Below are 14,491 nucleotides of genomic sequence, written 5' to 3'. Positions count from 1 at the left end.
CAGCTCAGCTGGCTTCAGGTTTGTCGATCAGGCCCTGCATCTTGCCGATCGCCGAGCGCATGAGTTTTTCCAATCCGATGCGCACCGTGTCCGCGAGGGCGACGTACTGATCCATCGCGGGCCGGATGGCGGGAATACGCTCCCCGATGACCGGCGCAAAGATGTAAAGGATGGCCAGCAGACAGGCCAGGGCCACGACAAGGATAAAGCCGCGACGGAACCCGCCACTTGCCGCTTCGGCCCTGTCCGCGGGGGCTGTGGCGACCTCGGACGGATCGTCCGCGGGGGCATCGAGGGTCGAGTTGATTTCCTCGATATCGGGAAGGACGTTGCGGGCCTTGATGTCGTCAGATGTGGTTGCAACGTCGTCCTCGACCGCTGCTTGTTCATCCGCCATCATCTTGTCGATGTTGTCGGAGGTGGTCGCCGGGGCATCGTCCAGCCCTAGATCGGGCTGGGTTTCCAGACCCTCGCGTTCACTTTCGCGGGCTTTGCGTTCCCGCTCGGCCTCTTCTTGCAGGATCGAGCGGACGCCGTCGTCCAACTGCCGTGCGGGCGGGGTATCGGCGACGCTGCCTTCGGATGGCGTGTCCTTGGGCGCGTCTGCTGTGTCTGCCGGGCGCGCATTCGCGACTTCGCTGATTGGTGCGGTTGGCGTTTCTTCCGCCACGTCGTCCAGTTCGTCGATGTCGTCGAATGGGGAAGGCGCGCTGGCCTTTTCCGCAGCCGCTTTTTCTGCGCTGGGCGGCAATTGAAACCAACCATGTCCGCAATTTGAACATTGAACGTCGCGCCCGGTTTCGGGCATCACACGGTCATCAACTTCGTACTGCGCGCCGCAACTTGGGCAAACCAGACGCATATGCTTTCCTCGATCCCCGGCATTCGACCCGGGTTTTTCCTGCCACTTCGACCTAAATATGCCAGTTTCCCGGCGAAAATCAAATCATTGCAAGCAGTGCATTGAAACAAACGCATGGCTGAGGCAAAACTGTCGCCAAACAGAGGCGAGGGCATCGTGTGATCGAACTGGAACAAGTGTCCTACGGATATGGGGGCAGCACTCTTTTATCCGACATTTCCATGAAACTTGCACCGGGGTCGTTCCACTTTCTGACAGGTCCGTCAGGGGCCGGGAAAACGACTCTGATCAAGCTGTGCTATGCCGAACTGACCGCCACACGGGGGCGTGTATCGCTGTTTGATCAGGACACGCAACAGATGTCGCGCGACGATGTTGCCAGGGCGCGACGGCGGATTGGTGTGGTGCATCAGGATTGCCAGTTTCTGGATCATCTGAACGTCGCCGAAAACGTCTCTCTTCCGCTGACCGTGTCCGGACGCAGCTTGGAACACCCGTCCGAACTGGACGACCTGCTGGCCTGGGTCGGATTGACCCCGCAGCGCGATGCGAAACCGCCGGAGTTGTCGGGTGGTGAACGGCAAAGGGCGGCGCTGGCCCGTGCGGTGGTGATGTCGCCCGATGTCATCCTGGCCGATGAGCCCACCGGAAACGTCGACTGGGATATGTCGCTGCGCCTTCTGCGCCTGCTGGTCGAGTTGAACAAGATGGGCAAGACGGTACTGATTGCCACCCACGACATGAACCTGATCCGATCTGCCAAGGCGCAGATACAGGCCCGGGTGCTGCGCATATCGAACAAGCAGCTTCATCAGGCGGGGGCGGATCTATGAACGCGCGGCTTGGCTCTTTCCTGCGTTTTCTTGCCGGGGACGCACAGGCGGACCGGCTTGTGCCCCCGACCGGCTATACCGCCCGCCTGACGGTGTTCGCCGCCGCGTCGATGGCGTTTCTGGCCGTCTTTGCACTGGCCTTGTCGCTCGCGACGGGCCGGGTGGCGGATCGGTGGGGCGAGGCGCTGGCCAAAAGCTCGACCATCCGCATCAACGCGCCGGTTGACCAGATGGACGCGCAGGTTCTGACCGTGATGGACATCCTGGCCACCACACCGGGGATCGGGAATGCCCGCCCCCTGAGCGATGACGAGCAGCGCGCCCTGCTTGCCCCGTGGTTCGGTCCTGATCTGCCACTGGATCAGTTGCCCATTCCCCGGCTGATCGAAGTGATCGAAGAGGGCGATGGATTCGATGCTGAAGGGCTGCGCGCCCGATTGGCGGGCGAGGCGCCCGGGGCGATCCTTGACGATCATACCCGCTGGCGTGAACCGCTGGTCAGGGCCGCCAAGCGCCTGCGCGCGCTGGGCTTTGTGTCCATCGTCCTGATTGGCGCCCTAGCAGGCGTGGTGATCACGCTGGCGGCGTCGGCGGCGCTGGCTGCCAATGAGCAGGTGATCCGCGTGTTGCGCCTCGTGGGGGCGCAGGACAGCTATATCGCAAATGCATTCGTGCGTCGCTATACCCTGCGCGCGCTGGGCGGCGCGTCTGTCGGGACGGTTCTGGGGGCGTTGGCCGTGTTTCTGATGCCCTCGTCGGGCGAGCAGGGAAATTTCCTGACAGATCTGGGGTTTGAAGGCTGGCAGTGGTTGTGGCCGTTGCTGATCCCGCCACTTGCTGCCCTTGTGGCATTTGCCGCCACGCGGCAGACTGCCCGGACCGTGTTGCAGGAGAAACGCTGATGCGCCACGCATTCCAATGGCTGCGGTCACTTGTGTTCATTGTGCAGATGTATCTGATGATGGCGGTGCTGGCCGTGTTTTTCACGCCGCTGGCGATCCTGAAGCGTGACTATGCGTTTTCGGCGATCCACACCTATTGCCGCTGGGTCCGTTGGACAGCAGGCTGGATGGTGGGTTTGCAGACCGAAATTCGTGGCGAGGCGCCGACGGATGAGGTGGTGATCGCTTCCAAGCACCAGAGTTTTCTGGACATCATCATGATCACCTCGGCCGTGCCGCGCCCGAAGTTCATCATGAAGAAACAACTGAAATGGGCCCCGATCCTCGGCTACTATGCCTATCGTATCGGCTGCGTTGCCGTTGACCGGGGCAAACGTGGGGCCGCGATCAAACAGATGCTGGCGGACGTGAAATCGGGGGCTGCCCTGCCGGGGCAATTGATCATCTTTCCGCAAGGCACACGCGTCGGGGCGGGCGAGACCAAGCCCTACAAGATCGGCACGGGGGTTCTGTATCGCGAAACCGGGCAACCCTGCGTGCCGGCCTCGACCAATGTGGGCGTGTTCTGGAAGCGCCACGGCATTATGCGCTATCCCGGCCTTGCTGTGGTGGAGTTCCATCCCCGCATCGAGCCGGGGCTTGAATTGAGTGATTTCATGAAACAGCTCGAAGACACGATCGAGACCGGATCAAATGCGCTGATGCGGGAAGCTGGGATGGAAGTGAGTGCATGATGGATTTTCTGGAGACGGTTGAAGAGCTTGAAGCGCTGTATGGCACCCCGGTCGAGATGGCGCTCCGGAAAGTGACGGATCACCTGACATCGGCGTATCGGACCTGGATCGAAGCCTCGCGGTTTTGCGTGTTGACCACAGTGGGACCGGAAGGCACCGATGGCAGCCCGCGCGGGGATGACGGGTCTGTGGTGACAGTGCTTGATCCGCGGACGCTCGCCCTGCCGGATTGGCGTGGAAACGAACGGATCGACAGCCTTCGCAACATCGTCCGCGACCCGCGCGTGTCGCTGATGTTCATGGTGCCGGGATCAAAGAACGTGATGCGCGTGAATGGACAGGCGCGCCTGACAACTGATGCCGACCTGCGGGCGAGGTTCGACAAGGGCGGCAAGCAGCCCCGCGTTGTGATCGTGATCCGCATTCACGAGGTCTATCCCCAGTGCGCGCGCGCGATCGTGCGATCAAACCTGTGGTCCTGCGGGGATGACAGTGCGGGGTTGCCGACAATCGGTCAGATGATGACCGACCTGACTTCGGGCGCATTCGACGGCGCGGCCTATGACAGGGACTGGCCTGCGCGCGCCAAGTCGACGATGTGGTGACCTGGTGATCGGCCGTCAAATGACCGGCATGGATGGCGTTGTGGATGTGGCGGAGGGCAGACTTGGCGCGGCCTTGTCGCTGGATTTCTCGCTACGGCACTTCTTCGTCGCTGCCACCAGTCCGACCATCATTGTTCAACGGTGTCTATGACGACTAGCACAGGGTTCGGCGCGGGCCGAGACCTGTGCAGCCTGGCATCTGTTTCCCGACATGGGGTGTCGTCGGTTTGCAGTCCTGCAACGGGCTTAGCGCAACAGATCGTCCATCAATCCGATCACTTCAATCACCTTGAAGGTGGTCGGGTCGGCGCGATAGATCATTTCCCCGACGCGGTAGTAGCGATAGTTCGGATCAAGCCGATCGCGGTCATAGTCAGTGAAACGATAATAATCGTAGTCATCCAGATGGTCGCCAACCCGTGGTTTCGCAAGGCCGGGTGGGACGCAGGGCGGGTTTTTCTTGGCCAGTCCGGGCGGGCAGTTCTGGACAATCGCGCCACCGTGCATCCGCTTTGCCTGACCATGCCCCTTTGCCTTGCCATTGCCGTTTCCGGCAAAACCGGCGGTTGCGAGCAGCGGTATCAGCACGAGCGCCAGGGCGGTGTTGGTTGCGGTTTTCATCAATCACTCCATCCGTTGTTCGTTTGGGCTTTTAGGTAAACACCCTGCGAACGTCTGGGTTCCAATCGAAGCGAAACTGCCGGGGGCAGGGTTGATATGCAATATCACACGCCGGGATTGCCGCTGGCTTCGCGGCTTTTCGCCCGGTTGTCGTCTGCATCAGGCGGAGACGCACCGACCGGCGAGTCTATTCGCCCCATTTGTAGTTGAAGCTGACCGACAGCCGCTCTTCCTCGCCGGTGTTCTGCATCACCTCGTGCCGCAGCCAGCTTTCCCAGAGCAGCACATCGCCCTCGGCGGGGCGTTTCGTGATGAAACCTTGCAGTTCTTCCCGGGCATTCTTGCGGCGGGGCGGGGCGGCCATCATGCGGGCGTGGCGCGGGTCTTCGTAGCGCAGCGCGCCAGCACCTTCGGGCAGGGCCAGATAAGTGGTGCCGGAAATGACCGAATGCGGATGGATATGCGCCGAGTGATAACCGCCGGGGGGCAGGATGTTGATCCAGATGTCTTCCAGCACCAACTCGCGATCATCCAGATTGAACTCCAGATCCTCGGCAAAGGCCGCGACATGCTTGTCCAAGCTGTCGACCAGATCCTTGAAGATCGGGAAACGCCAGGGCAGGTCGGTCAGGGAGGCATAAGAGGTGTAGCCGGGATAGCCCTCGGCCTCGCACCATTCCTGCCCGGCCTCGTCATCCTCGGCGATGGAATAGCAGCTGTCATAAAGCTCGTCCTGGCTGACCTTCGGGTCAAACTCGGACAGTTGAGCGTGGTATAGGCGGGTCACGAAGAGGGAGGAGATATTGGGCATGGGGACGTTGTAGAACACTTGTAAAAAAGGGGCGAGCCTTAATGCGACATATTTGCACGCTGGTTGAAGGCATTTTGCAGATGCTTACGTTGAGGACGAACACGGAAGAAAAGGAGTTGGGACATGTCTAACGAAACGATTTGCAAACACCTGAACACGGCCCTTCAAATGGAAATGACCGCGGCGCATCAATACCAGCTGCACGCCCATGTGCTGGATGACTGGGGGCTGGACAAGCTGGCCGAAACCATGCGTGGCGAGTTCCAGGAGGAACTGTGCCATTCCAGCCGCTTCATGACGCGCATCCTTGAACTGGGCGGCGAGCCCGAGATTTCCTTTGCCGCCACGCCGAAAACTGCCAAGACGTTGAAAGAGATGTTCGAGTCCGACCTGAAGGACGAGAAGGAAGCAATCGTGTTCTATACACAAGCGTCCAAGGCCGCATATGAAGCAGACGATCTTGCGACGAAAGCCCTGTTCGAAGAGATCGCGATCGACGAAGTCGGGCATCGCGGATGGCTTGAGCTTCAGCTTAGCCTGATCGAGCGGATCGGCGAGCAGCGTTATGCCTCGAAATTCGTCAGTGGCGGCAGCGAGGAAGAAGCGTAGGCACTATCTGAACAAAACAGGCGCTTTGCTGTTGCCATAAGCGCCGTTGTCTCATATAGACCCACATCTCACGGATTCCGGCGACGGGATTCGTGTGTTTTGACATTCACCCACCAGACACAGGGTGACCTGCCACAAACCGGGCAGAGCCTTCTGGTGCAAGGAAAGGAACAGGCGAATGAACGCCAAGGAACTGCGTGATCAGTCTCCTGACCAGCTGCGTGAAAAGCTGGCAGAGCTGAAGAAAGAGGCCTTCAACCTGCGTTTTCAGCAGGCCACCGGCGCCCTCGAAAACACCGCTCAGATGCGTAAAGTGCGCCGCGATGCGGCCCGCGTGAAAACCATTCTGAACGAACAAGCCCGCGCTGCGGCTGAGTAAGAGGAGCCAGACGAATGCCCAAACGTATCCTGAAAGGTGTTGTCACCTCGGCCGCCAACGAACAAACCGTCACGGTTTCGGTTGAACGCCGCTTCAAGCACCCGCTGCTTCAGAAAACCGTTCGTAAGTCGAAGAAATATCGCGCTCACGACGAAAAGAATGCCTACAAGGCAGGCGACACCGTCCGCATCATCGAATGCGCGCCGAAGTCGAAAACCAAGCGTTGGGAAGTTCTGGAAGGCTAAGTTCTGCCTTCCCGGACGACTTGACATAAGTCGAAACCCTGGGGGTTACGCCACGCATCGGCGCCCCAAAGGTCGGGAGAAACCACATGATCCAGATGCAAACAAATCTGGATGTTGCTGACAACTCTGGCGCTCGCCGGGTTCAGTGCATCAAGGTTCTGGGTGGTTCCAAGCGTAAATACGCATCCGTTGGCGACATCATTGTTGTCTCGGTCAAGGAAGCCATCCCGCGCGGTCGCGTGAAAAAAGGGGACGTCCGCAAGGCCGTCGTCGTGCGCACCGCCAAGGAAGTCCGTCGTGAAGACGGCACCGCCATCCGCTTCGACCGCAATGCGGCCGTTATTCTGAACAACAACAACGAGCCTGTCGGCACCCGTATCTTCGGCCCGGTTGTTCGCGAACTTCGCGCGAAGAACTTCATGAAGATCATCTCGCTGGCTCCGGAGGTGCTGTAAGATGGCTGCCAAGTTGAGAAAAGGCGACAAGGTCGTCGTTCTGGCCGGCAAGGACAAGGGCAAGCAAGGTGAAATCACCTCGGTTGACCCGAAGGCCGGCAAAGCTGTCGTTGACGGCGTGAACATCGCCATCCGCCACACCCGCCAAAGCCAGAACAGCCAAGGTGGTCGCATCCCGCAAGCGATGCCGATCCAGCTGTCGAACCTGGCCCTGCTGGACAAGAACGGCAAGGCAACGCGCGTCGGCTTCCGCGAGGAAGACGGCAAGAAAGTGCGTTACGCCAAAACCACCGGGGAGACTGTCTGATGCTTGATACCGCAAACTACACCCCCCGTCTGAAAGCCCTTTACAAGGACAGCATCCGTGCCGCCCTGAAAGAGGAGTTCGGTTACAAGAACGACATGCAGATCCCGCGTCTGGAAAAAATCGTTCTGAACATTGGTTGTGGCGCCGAAGCCGTGAAGGACTCGAAGAAAGCCAAGTCGGCGGTTGCTGACCTGACGATCATCGCAGGTCAACAGGCCCTGACGACGAAAGCCAAGAAATCCATCGCTGGTTTCCGTGTCCGCGAGGACATGCCGCTGGGTGCGAAAGTGACCCTGCGCGGCGACCGGATGTATGAATTCCTGGATCGTCTGATCACCATTGCGATGCCCCGTATCCGCGACTTCCGCGGCGTTTCGGGCACCTCTTTCGACGGTCGTGGCAACTATGCCATGGGCCTGAAAGAGCACATCGTGTTCCCGGAAATCGACTTTGATAAAGTTGATGAGAACTGGGGCATGGACATCGTGATTGCCACCACCGCGAAAACCGACGCGGAAGCAAAGAGCATGCTGAAGCATTTCAACATGCCCTTCAACAGCTGATCCGCGGGAAGGAATAGACATGGCTAAAAAAGCAATGATCGAACGCGAGAAGAAGCGTCAGCGTCTGGTGGAAAAATACGCCGCCAAACGTGCCGCGCTGAAAGAAATCGCAAACGACGAAAGCAAGTCGATGGAAGAGCGTTTCAAGGCGCGCCTGAAGCTTGCAAAACTGCCGCGCAACAGCTCGGCGACCCGGCTGCACAACCGTTGCCAGCTGACCGGTCGTCCGCACGCTTACTATCGTAAGCTGAAGGTGTCGCGGATCGCGCTGCGGGAACTTGGCTCGAACGGCCAGATCCCCGGCCTGGTGAAATCAAGCTGGTAAGGGAGAGACAGATATGAACGATCCTATCGGCGATATGCTCACCCGTATCCGCAACTCGCAACTGCGCGGCAAGTCGGTTGTTTCGACCCCGGCGTCGAAGCTGCGTGCTTGGGTTCTGGATGTTTTGGCTGACGAAGGCTACATCCGCGGCTACGAAAAAGGCACTGACGAGCGTGGGCACCCCACCCTTGAAATCAGCCTGAAATACGTTGACGGCGTTCCGGTTATCCGCGAACTGAAACGGGTTTCGACCCCCGGCCGTCGCGTCTATATGGGCGTGAAAGACATCCCGCAGGTCCGTCAGGGCCTTGGCGTTTCGATTGTCTCGACCCCCAAAGGCGTCATGTCCGATGCAAACGCTCGCAACCAGAATGTTGGTGGCGAAGTGCTTTGCACCGTCTTCTAAGGAGGCCTTTGTATGTCTCGTATTGGGAAAAAACCGGTCGAACTGCCCAGCGGCGTTTCTGTGACGCAGTCGGGTCAGACCGTTGAAGTGAAAGGGCCGAAAGGCACGTTGAGCTTCACCGCCACCGACGATGTCACCATCACCGTCGAGGACAGCCAGATCAATGTCGAGCCGCGCGGCAAGTCCAAGCGTGCCCGTCAGCAGTGGGGTATGAGCCGCACGATGGTTGCCAACATGGTCACGGGCGTCACCGACGGCTTCAAGAAAGAGCTGGAAATCAACGGTGTTGGTTACCGCGCCCAGATGCAGGGCAATGTCCTGAAGCTGAACCTCGGCCTGTCGCACGACGTCGATTACGTTGCCCCTGAGGGTGTCACCGTAACGGCGCCGAAGCAGACCGAAATCGTTGTCGAAGGTATCGACCCACAACTCGTCGGCCAGGTTGCGGCCAACATCCGCGCATGGCGTAAGCCCGAGCCCTATAAAGGCAAAGGTATCAAATACAAAGACGAGTACATCTTCCGCAAGGAAGGTAAGAAGAAGTAAGGACCAGACAGATGGCAAACAGCAAACGGACCCTGTTCCTCAAGCGCCGCCTGCGCGTCCGGAACAGCCTGCGCAAGCACAACGTGGGCAAGATGCGCCTGTCGGTGCATCGCTCGAACAAGAACATCAGCGCACAGCTGATCGACGATGTGAACGGTGTCACCCTGGCTTCAGCTTCTTCGCTCGAGAAGGATCTGGGCGTGGTTGGCAAGAACAATATCGACGCAGCCGCCAAGGTGGGGGCCGCAATCGCGGAACGCGCCAAGAAGGCCGGTGTGGAAGAATGCTATTTCGACCGCGGCGGCTTCCTGTATCACGGCAAGGTGAAGGCTCTGGCCGACGCCGCGCGTGAAGGCGGGCTGAAGTTCTAAGAAACCTGTGGGGGGCGGCAACGCCCCTCCGATGATCCGGGGGCAACCTGCCCACTGGGATCGAGTTGAACGGCGCAGACCAAGTGCGCCACCATGAAAGGATGTTCTGATGGCAGAACGTGAGAACCGCCGGAACCGTCGCGACCGCGACGAAACCCCGGAATTTGCAGATCGCCTGGTTGCGATCAATCGTGTGTCGAAAACCGTGAAGGGTGGTAAGCGCTTTGGCTTTGCAGCTCTCGTGGTTGTCGGCGACCAGAAGGGCCGCGTCGGCTTTGGTAAAGGTAAAGCGAAAGAGGTCCCCGAGGCCATTCGCAAAGCCACCGAACAAGCCAAGCGCCAAATGATCCGCGTGCCGCTGCGCGAAGGCCGCACCCTGCACCACGACATCGAAGGTCGTCACGGTGCCGGTAAGGTCGTGATGCGGACCGCTCCGGAAGGTACCGGGATCATTGCCGGTGGTCCGATGCGTGCCGTGTTCGAGATGCTGGGCATCAAGGACGTGGTGTCGAAGTCGATCGGGTCGCAAAACCCCTATAACATGATCCGCGCCACCATCGACGGGCTGCAAAAAGAAGCCAGCCCGCGCATGATCGCCCAACGTCGCGGCAAGAAAGTTGCCGACATTCTGGGCGCAAAATCTGAAGCTCCGGCAGACGCCGAAGCTGCAGACGCGTAAGGAGACTGATCCATGGCTAAAACCATCGTCGTCAAGCAGATCGGTTCCCCGATCCGCCGCCCCGCCAAACAGCGCCAGACGCTGATCGGCCTGGGCCTGAACAAGATGCACAAGACCCGTGAGCTGGAAGACACCCCCGCCGTCCGCGGCATGGTTGCGTCGATCCCACACATGGTGGAGATCATCGAAGAGAAAGGCTGAGCCCCGGCTTGGACCACCTCTTGAAGATTTGCAGCACCCCGGTCAGAAATGGCCGGGGTGTTTTTGTTATCTGTTAGATGACGGTTGCCTAAAGAGTCCATTCGGCACAACATGAATATCAATCTGCGATTGTATGCGAAAGAGCGGAGTCGATATGAGCCAGCTTAGGCCAGAGTTTCGGCACACCAAGAGTTTGAAGTCAGATGGTTGGCTGACGGACGGGCGTCTCGCACTAGGGATAACCATCGGCCTCATAATCGCGTTATGTGTTTGGTTGGCCAGTGACCTCAGGGAAATTCGGATCTCAGATTTGAAGGCTTCAGAAGCGGTTCCCGCTGTTGCTGCGGTACTGATAGCTGCGGTATCGTTAGTGATTTCCTTTCTGGCGTTGAGGGAACAATCGAGAATGCGTCAGGCGGGAACAGATCCAGTGTTGATTGCACATTTGGATCAACACCCGGATGAGCCAATGTTAATTGAAATGCGTGTCTCGAACGTTGGTGCGGGAGCGGCGATGAATGTATTTGTCGAAACTGAACGTCCAAACAACGCAGACCCATCAAGGCTAATATCTCGGCCATTCGAGGCAGAGGTACTTCAAGGGCAGATACCGCTCAAGGTGATACTTCAGGGGGGGAGCGTGGCTTATTCCTTGGGGGTCGGTCATCAACTGTTGGGTGAAGACCCACTAGAACCATTTAAGGTCAATCTAACTTATCAAGATATCGAAGGTAACTCCTATGAGTCCCAACACGGTCTAAACGTGGTTGAGTTCTCGGCTCGGTCTGCGTCGAGTCCCCCGATCACGAAGATATGGAGGGAGCTTGAAAAGATCACTAAGGTTCTCAAAAAATAGACAAAGTGTACGCTTCTATGATTTTCACCCAAAACCAGATAGCGTTTCCTCCCCTACCCATGCACGCCCCGCAACCCGGCCTTTCGGATTCATCGGTGGTTGTCTGATCACTTCCCTCCTATCAGGGCGCGAACATATCAATCCCGATTAGGACCAATACCATGAACGCCCTTGTTATCCCCGTCGCCCCGCTGGCCAATGCCATCGCCGAGGTGATCACCGCCGTCCAATCGGCCGCACATCGTTTCCTGACCTCGGACTGCGTTCCGACCTGGACCGAGTATCTGCGCGGCTGCAACAAGTAACGACCGCCATCAGCGCATTGCGATGGTCGCCAGACTTGCGCGAAGCGCGGCAAGGGTCTATACGCCCCCGGTGGCGTCTTGCGCCACAGAATCAAAACCAAGAAAAGCCGTGTTTGGCCCCTTCCGCTTCGTGGGTCAGTTCCGGCAAGGAGAAGCGACATGAAATTGAATGAACTGCGCGACAATCCAGGCGCAACCAAACCCCGCAAACGCGTTGGCCGTGGTCCCGGTTCGGGCATGGGCAAGACCGGTGGTCGTGGTATCAAAGGTCAGAAATCCCGTTCGGGCGTGGCCATCAAGGGGTTTGAAGGCGGGCAAATGCCCATCTATCAGCGCCTTCCCAAGCGTGGTTTCAACAAGCCGAACCGCAAGAAGTTCGCTGTTGTGAACCTGGGCCTGATCCAGAAATTCATCGACGAGAAGAAGCTGGACGCCAAAGAGATCACCGAGGACACGCTGGTTGCCTCGGGTCTGGTGCGCCGCAAGCTGGACGGTGTCCGTGTGCTGGGAAAAGGCGAACTGACCGCCAAAGCCAACATCACCGTGACCGGCGCGTCGAAATCGGCTGTTGAAGCTGTCGAAAAAGCGGGCGGCAAACTGACCGTCGCTGCTCCGGCTGCGGCTGAATAAGACCTTGTGAGGGGCGCCGCCGCCCCTTACATGTCTACTCACGTTTTCAAGCGCCGCCGGAGCCGGGAACGGTCCGGCGGTGTTTTACATGGATCGAGGGGGCCTTATGGCATCTGCAGCAGAACAAATGGCCGCGAACATGAGCTGGGGCGCCTTTGGTAAGGCGACCGAGCTGCGTCAGCGGATTTTCTTCACGATCGGGCTTCTGATCATCTATCGCCTTGGCACCTATATCCCCATTCCGGGGATTGACGGCACCGCCCTGCGCGAATTCATGGATCAGGCGCAATCCGGCATCGCGGGCGTACTGGGCATGTTCACTGGTGGCGCACTGAGCCGTATGGGCGTGTTTGCTTTGGGCATCATGCCCTATATCTCGGCCTCGATCATCGTGCAGCTTCTGTCTTCCATGTGGGAACCATTGAAGCAGCTGAAGAAAGAGGGCGAACAAGGTCGCAAGAAGATCAACCAATACACCCGCTATGGCACCGTTCTGCTGGCCACCGGGCAGGCTTTCGCGCTGGCCAACAGCCTGCAAGCCGGTGATCTTGTCACCAACCCCGGCATGTTCTTTATCGCCGCCTGTGTGATCACCCTTGTTGGCGGCACCATGTTCCTGATGTGGCTGGGTGAACAGATCACAGCGCGCGGCATCGGCAACGGTATTTCGCTGATCATCTTCGTCGGCATCGTGGCCGAGATCCCCGCCGCCTTGGCGCAGTTCCTGGCTTCGGGCCGGTCTGGTGCGATCAGCCCTGCGGTGATCATCGGTGTCTTGGTGATGGTGGTTGCGGTGATTGCCTTCGTCGTGTTCATGGAACGCGCGCTGCGCAAGATCCACATTCAATACCCCCGCCGCCAGGTCGGCATGAAGGTCTATGACGGCGGGTCGTCGCACCTGCCGGTCAAGGTGAACCCGGCGGGCGTCATCCCGGCGATCTTCGCCTCGGCCCTGCTGCTTTTGCCAACCACGATCTCGACTTTCTCGTCGGGGCAGGCGGGGCCGGTGATGTCGGTCATCCTGGCCTATTTCGGGCCGGGTCAGCCGCTTTACCTGCTGTTCTTCACGGCAATGATCGTGTTCTTCACCTTCTTCTATACGAAAGAAGTGGCGTTCAAGACGGATGAAGTTGCCGACAACCTGAAGAACCAGAACGGCTTTGTGCCCGGCATTCGTCCCGGCAAGAAAACCGCCGAGTATCTGGATTACGTGGTCACCCGCCTGTTGGTCCTTGGTTCGGCCTATCTGGCCGCCGTTTGTCTTCTGCCGGAAATCCTGCGCAGCCAGTTGGCGATCCCGTTCTATTTCGGCGGCACCTCGGTTCTGATCGTTGTGTCGGTGACGATGGACACGATCCAACAGGTTCAGTCGCATCTTCTGGCCCACCAGTATGAAGGTCTGATCGAGAAGTCGCAGCTGCGCGGCAAGAAGCGTTCGAAGAAGGCTCCGTCGCGTCGATGAACATCATTCTGCTTGGACCGCCCGGCGCTGGCAAAGGCACGCAGGCCGCGAAGCTCGTTGAAGCACGTGGCATGATCCAACTGTCCACCGGCGACATGCTGCGCGAAGCGAAAGCCTCGGGCAGCGAGATGGGCAAGAAGGTTGCCGCGATCATGGATGCGGGCGAACTTGTCACTGACGAGATCGTCATCGGCCTGATCGAAGAAAAGCTGGAAGGCGATAACGGCGGCGGGTTCATCTTTGATGGCTTCCCCCGAACGCTGGCACAGGCCGATGCCTTGGGCGCATTGCTTGAGAAGCACGGCCAATCGCTGGATGCGGTGATCGAGATGCAGGTTGATGACGAAGTGCTGGTCGGTCGCATCGTCGGTCGCGCGGAAGAGGCACGCAAGGCGGGCCAACCCGTACGCGCCGACGACAACGAGGAAAGCCTGAAGATCCGCCTGATGGAGTATTACAAGAAGACCTCGCCCTTGATTGGTTACTACTATGCCAAGGGGGATCTGCGGTCGGTGAACGGATTGGGCACGATTGACGAAGTGCAGGCCGAGATCGCGGGTATTCTGGACGCATGAGCCGTTTTCACGGTGCCTGGTGATGCGAATGGTTCGGAAATCCAGACCTGTGGACAAAGACGGGTTGACGCCTGCGGAAATCCCATCTAAGTCACCCCATCCCTGATGGGAATCACGATGCAAACAAGGTCGCTCCTTCGCTGCATCAGACCATAGAATTCAGCGCGGCCCGCAGGAAAAATCCGGCGGGCTTCCGTTGTGAAAAAAGG

At 58.8% G+C, this 14,491-nt stretch carries 24 protein-coding genes; 21 read left to right on the top strand and 3 right to left on the bottom strand.

The genetic code is table 11. The annotated features are described in order from the left end of the window. Positions 1–4 precede the first annotated feature (4 nt). Positions 5–862 carry a zinc-ribbon domain-containing protein gene (locus tag IE188_RS11545; protein WP_191286638.1) on the bottom strand — a complete coding sequence of 286 codons (858 nt, stop codon included), beginning with the start codon at positions 860–862 and terminating at the stop codon, positions 5–7. 158 nt (positions 863–1,020) lie between these two features. Here IE188_RS11545 and IE188_RS11540 point away from each other — a divergent pair, with 158 nt between their 5' ends. The 4 genes from IE188_RS11540 to IE188_RS11525 are packed head-to-tail and all read left to right on the top strand — an operon-like array spanning position 1,021 to position 3,936. Further along, entirely contained in the window at positions 1,021–1,695 is a 675-nt protein-coding gene (locus IE188_RS11540) for a cell division ATP-binding protein FtsE (RefSeq protein WP_191286637.1), read from the top strand. Then, positions 1,692–2,597, top strand: coding sequence for a cell division protein FtsX (locus tag IE188_RS11535; protein WP_191286636.1), 906 nt, complete (start codon positions 1,692–1,694; stop codon positions 2,595–2,597). Before IE188_RS11540 ends, IE188_RS11535 begins: the two co-directional genes overlap by 4 nt. Next, on the top strand, positions 2,597–3,331 hold the full coding sequence (locus tag IE188_RS11530; protein ID WP_191286635.1) for a lysophospholipid acyltransferase family protein: 735 nt from the start codon (positions 2,597–2,599) through the stop codon (positions 3,329–3,331). The genes IE188_RS11535 and IE188_RS11530 overlap by 1 nt, the downstream gene beginning before the upstream one ends. After that, positions 3,331–3,936, top strand: a complete 606-nt coding sequence (locus IE188_RS11525; RefSeq protein WP_191286675.1) for a pyridoxamine 5'-phosphate oxidase family protein — start codon at positions 3,331–3,333, stop codon at positions 3,934–3,936. The genes IE188_RS11530 and IE188_RS11525 overlap by 1 nt, the downstream gene beginning before the upstream one ends. A gap of 246 nt (positions 3,937–4,182) precedes the next feature. Here the strand turns inward: IE188_RS11525 and IE188_RS11520 are convergent, their stop codons facing one another. Further along, a complete protein-coding gene (locus IE188_RS11520) occupies positions 4,183–4,557 on the bottom strand; it encodes a hypothetical protein (protein ID WP_191286634.1) in 375 nt (124 codons plus the stop codon). Positions 4,558–4,744: 187 nt separating this feature from the next. Next, positions 4,745–5,368 (bottom strand): TIGR02466 family protein, encoded by a 624-nt coding sequence (locus IE188_RS11515; protein WP_191286633.1) that lies wholly within the window; start codon positions 5,366–5,368, stop codon positions 4,745–4,747. Positions 5,369–5,491: 123 nt separating this feature from the next. On the opposite strand from IE188_RS11515, the gene IE188_RS11510 reads away from it, so the two are divergent. The 17 genes from IE188_RS11510 to IE188_RS11430 all read left to right on the top strand — a co-directional run bounded on the left by IE188_RS11510 (position 5,492) and on the right by IE188_RS11430 (position 14,282). Further along, positions 5,492–5,977 carry a bacterioferritin gene (locus tag IE188_RS11510; RefSeq protein ID WP_191286632.1) on the top strand — a complete coding sequence of 162 codons (486 nt, stop codon included), beginning with the start codon at positions 5,492–5,494 and terminating at the stop codon, positions 5,975–5,977. 178 nt (positions 5,978–6,155) lie between these two features. Continuing rightward, positions 6,156–6,356, top strand: a complete 201-nt coding sequence (rpmC, locus tag IE188_RS11505) for a 50S ribosomal protein L29 (protein WP_191286631.1) — start codon at positions 6,156–6,158, stop codon at positions 6,354–6,356. A gap of 14 nt (positions 6,357–6,370) precedes the next feature. Further along, positions 6,371–6,601: a 30S ribosomal protein S17 gene (gene rpsQ, locus IE188_RS11500; protein WP_191286630.1), complete on the top strand. Its 231-nt coding sequence runs from the start codon at positions 6,371–6,373 to the stop codon at positions 6,599–6,601. 86 nt (positions 6,602–6,687) lie between these two features. Continuing rightward, complete coding sequence (gene rplN, locus IE188_RS11495) at positions 6,688–7,056, top strand: 50S ribosomal protein L14 (RefSeq protein ID WP_005621870.1); 369 nt, start codon at positions 6,688–6,690, stop codon at positions 7,054–7,056. A 1-nt stretch (position 7,057) separates the two neighbouring features. Further along, positions 7,058–7,363, top strand: coding sequence for a 50S ribosomal protein L24 (rplX, locus tag IE188_RS11490; RefSeq protein WP_133484945.1), 306 nt, complete (start codon positions 7,058–7,060; stop codon positions 7,361–7,363). Beyond that, positions 7,363–7,926, top strand: coding sequence for a 50S ribosomal protein L5 (gene rplE, locus IE188_RS11485; protein ID WP_191286629.1), 564 nt, complete (start codon positions 7,363–7,365; stop codon positions 7,924–7,926). Before rplX ends, rplE begins: the two co-directional genes overlap by 1 nt. 19 nt (positions 7,927–7,945) lie before the next feature. Beyond that, positions 7,946–8,251, top strand: a complete 306-nt coding sequence (gene rpsN / locus IE188_RS11480; protein WP_191286628.1) for a 30S ribosomal protein S14 — start codon at positions 7,946–7,948, stop codon at positions 8,249–8,251. Positions 8,252–8,264: 13 nt separating this feature from the next. After that, complete coding sequence (rpsH, locus tag IE188_RS11475; RefSeq protein ID WP_191286624.1) at positions 8,265–8,657, top strand: 30S ribosomal protein S8; 393 nt, start codon at positions 8,265–8,267, stop codon at positions 8,655–8,657. A gap of 12 nt (positions 8,658–8,669) precedes the next feature. Beyond that, positions 8,670–9,203 carry a 50S ribosomal protein L6 gene (gene rplF, locus IE188_RS11470; protein ID WP_191286623.1) on the top strand — a complete coding sequence of 178 codons (534 nt, stop codon included), beginning with the start codon at positions 8,670–8,672 and terminating at the stop codon, positions 9,201–9,203. Positions 9,204–9,214: 11 nt separating this feature from the next. Continuing rightward, a complete protein-coding gene (gene rplR / locus IE188_RS11465; RefSeq protein ID WP_091428169.1) occupies positions 9,215–9,574 on the top strand; it encodes a 50S ribosomal protein L18 in 360 nt (119 codons plus the stop codon). Positions 9,575–9,683: 109 nt separating this feature from the next. Next, positions 9,684–10,253: a 30S ribosomal protein S5 gene (gene rpsE, locus IE188_RS11460; protein WP_091428170.1), complete on the top strand. Its 570-nt coding sequence runs from the start codon at positions 9,684–9,686 to the stop codon at positions 10,251–10,253. 12 nt (positions 10,254–10,265) lie between these two features. Next, positions 10,266–10,454 (top strand): 50S ribosomal protein L30, encoded by a 189-nt coding sequence (gene rpmD / locus IE188_RS11455; protein ID WP_191286621.1) that lies wholly within the window; start codon positions 10,266–10,268, stop codon positions 10,452–10,454. Between the two features lie 154 nt (positions 10,455–10,608). Next, positions 10,609–11,310, top strand: coding sequence for a hypothetical protein (locus tag IE188_RS11450; RefSeq protein ID WP_191286619.1), 702 nt, complete (start codon positions 10,609–10,611; stop codon positions 11,308–11,310). A gap of 161 nt (positions 11,311–11,471) precedes the next feature. Further along, positions 11,472–11,615 (top strand): hypothetical protein, encoded by a 144-nt coding sequence (locus IE188_RS11445; protein WP_191286617.1) that lies wholly within the window; start codon positions 11,472–11,474, stop codon positions 11,613–11,615. A 159-nt stretch (positions 11,616–11,774) separates the two neighbouring features. After that, a complete protein-coding gene (gene rplO / locus IE188_RS11440; protein ID WP_191286616.1) occupies positions 11,775–12,245 on the top strand; it encodes a 50S ribosomal protein L15 in 471 nt (156 codons plus the stop codon). A gap of 106 nt (positions 12,246–12,351) precedes the next feature. Beyond that, positions 12,352–13,707, top strand: a complete 1,356-nt coding sequence (gene secY, locus IE188_RS11435; protein WP_191286615.1) for a preprotein translocase subunit SecY — start codon at positions 12,352–12,354, stop codon at positions 13,705–13,707. After that, the gene (locus IE188_RS11430) at positions 13,704–14,282 is read left to right on the top strand and encodes an adenylate kinase (RefSeq protein WP_191286614.1); all 579 of its coding nucleotides are present in this window, start codon (positions 13,704–13,706) and stop codon (positions 14,280–14,282) included. Before secY ends, IE188_RS11430 begins: the two co-directional genes overlap by 4 nt. Positions 14,283–14,491 lie beyond the last annotated feature (209 nt).

It is taken from the genome of Aliiroseovarius zhejiangensis (genome assembly GCF_014656375.1).
Lineage (GTDB): Bacteria > Pseudomonadota > Alphaproteobacteria > Rhodobacterales > Rhodobacteraceae > Aliiroseovarius > Aliiroseovarius zhejiangensis.
This window is presented reverse-complemented; position numbering and strand designations above follow the sequence as displayed.

Excerpts from the sequence above, each read along its gene's own strand:
- IE188_RS11545 (WP_191286638.1), bottom strand. The coding sequence starts at position 862 with ATGCGTCTGGTTTGCCCAAGTTGCGGCGCGCAGTACGAAGTTGATGAC.
- IE188_RS11535 (WP_191286636.1), top strand. The coding sequence starts at position 1,692 with ATGAACGCGCGGCTTGGCTCTTTCCTGCGTTTTCTTGCCGGGGACGCA.
- IE188_RS11530 (WP_191286635.1), top strand. The coding sequence starts at position 2,597 with ATGCGCCACGCATTCCAATGGCTGCGGTCACTTGTGTTCATTGTGCAG.
- IE188_RS11525 (WP_191286675.1), top strand. The coding sequence starts at position 3,331 with ATGGATTTTCTGGAGACGGTTGAAGAGCTTGAAGCGCTGTATGGCACC.
- IE188_RS11520 (WP_191286634.1), bottom strand. The coding sequence starts at position 4,557 with ATGAAAACCGCAACCAACACCGCCCTGGCGCTCGTGCTGATACCGCTG.
- IE188_RS11515 (WP_191286633.1), bottom strand. The coding sequence starts at position 5,368 with ATGCCCAATATCTCCTCCCTCTTCGTGACCCGCCTATACCACGCTCAA.
- IE188_RS11510 (WP_191286632.1), top strand. The coding sequence starts at position 5,492 with ATGTCTAACGAAACGATTTGCAAACACCTGAACACGGCCCTTCAAATG.
- rpmC (WP_191286631.1), top strand. The coding sequence starts at position 6,156 with ATGAACGCCAAGGAACTGCGTGATCAGTCTCCTGACCAGCTGCGTGAA.
- rpsQ (WP_191286630.1), top strand. The coding sequence starts at position 6,371 with ATGCCCAAACGTATCCTGAAAGGTGTTGTCACCTCGGCCGCCAACGAA.
- rplN (WP_005621870.1), top strand. The coding sequence starts at position 6,688 with ATGATCCAGATGCAAACAAATCTGGATGTTGCTGACAACTCTGGCGCT.
- rplX (WP_133484945.1), top strand. The coding sequence starts at position 7,058 with ATGGCTGCCAAGTTGAGAAAAGGCGACAAGGTCGTCGTTCTGGCCGGC.
- rplE (WP_191286629.1), top strand. The coding sequence starts at position 7,363 with ATGCTTGATACCGCAAACTACACCCCCCGTCTGAAAGCCCTTTACAAG.
- rpsN (WP_191286628.1), top strand. The coding sequence starts at position 7,946 with ATGGCTAAAAAAGCAATGATCGAACGCGAGAAGAAGCGTCAGCGTCTG.
- rpsH (WP_191286624.1), top strand. The coding sequence starts at position 8,265 with ATGAACGATCCTATCGGCGATATGCTCACCCGTATCCGCAACTCGCAA.
- rplF (WP_191286623.1), top strand. The coding sequence starts at position 8,670 with ATGTCTCGTATTGGGAAAAAACCGGTCGAACTGCCCAGCGGCGTTTCT.
- rplR (WP_091428169.1), top strand. The coding sequence starts at position 9,215 with ATGGCAAACAGCAAACGGACCCTGTTCCTCAAGCGCCGCCTGCGCGTC.
- rpsE (WP_091428170.1), top strand. The coding sequence starts at position 9,684 with ATGGCAGAACGTGAGAACCGCCGGAACCGTCGCGACCGCGACGAAACC.
- rpmD (WP_191286621.1), top strand. The coding sequence starts at position 10,266 with ATGGCTAAAACCATCGTCGTCAAGCAGATCGGTTCCCCGATCCGCCGC.
- IE188_RS11450 (WP_191286619.1), top strand. The coding sequence starts at position 10,609 with ATGAGCCAGCTTAGGCCAGAGTTTCGGCACACCAAGAGTTTGAAGTCA.
- IE188_RS11445 (WP_191286617.1), top strand. The coding sequence starts at position 11,472 with ATGAACGCCCTTGTTATCCCCGTCGCCCCGCTGGCCAATGCCATCGCC.
- rplO (WP_191286616.1), top strand. The coding sequence starts at position 11,775 with ATGAAATTGAATGAACTGCGCGACAATCCAGGCGCAACCAAACCCCGC.
- secY (WP_191286615.1), top strand. The coding sequence starts at position 12,352 with ATGGCATCTGCAGCAGAACAAATGGCCGCGAACATGAGCTGGGGCGCC.
- IE188_RS11430 (WP_191286614.1), top strand. The coding sequence starts at position 13,704 with ATGAACATCATTCTGCTTGGACCGCCCGGCGCTGGCAAAGGCACGCAG.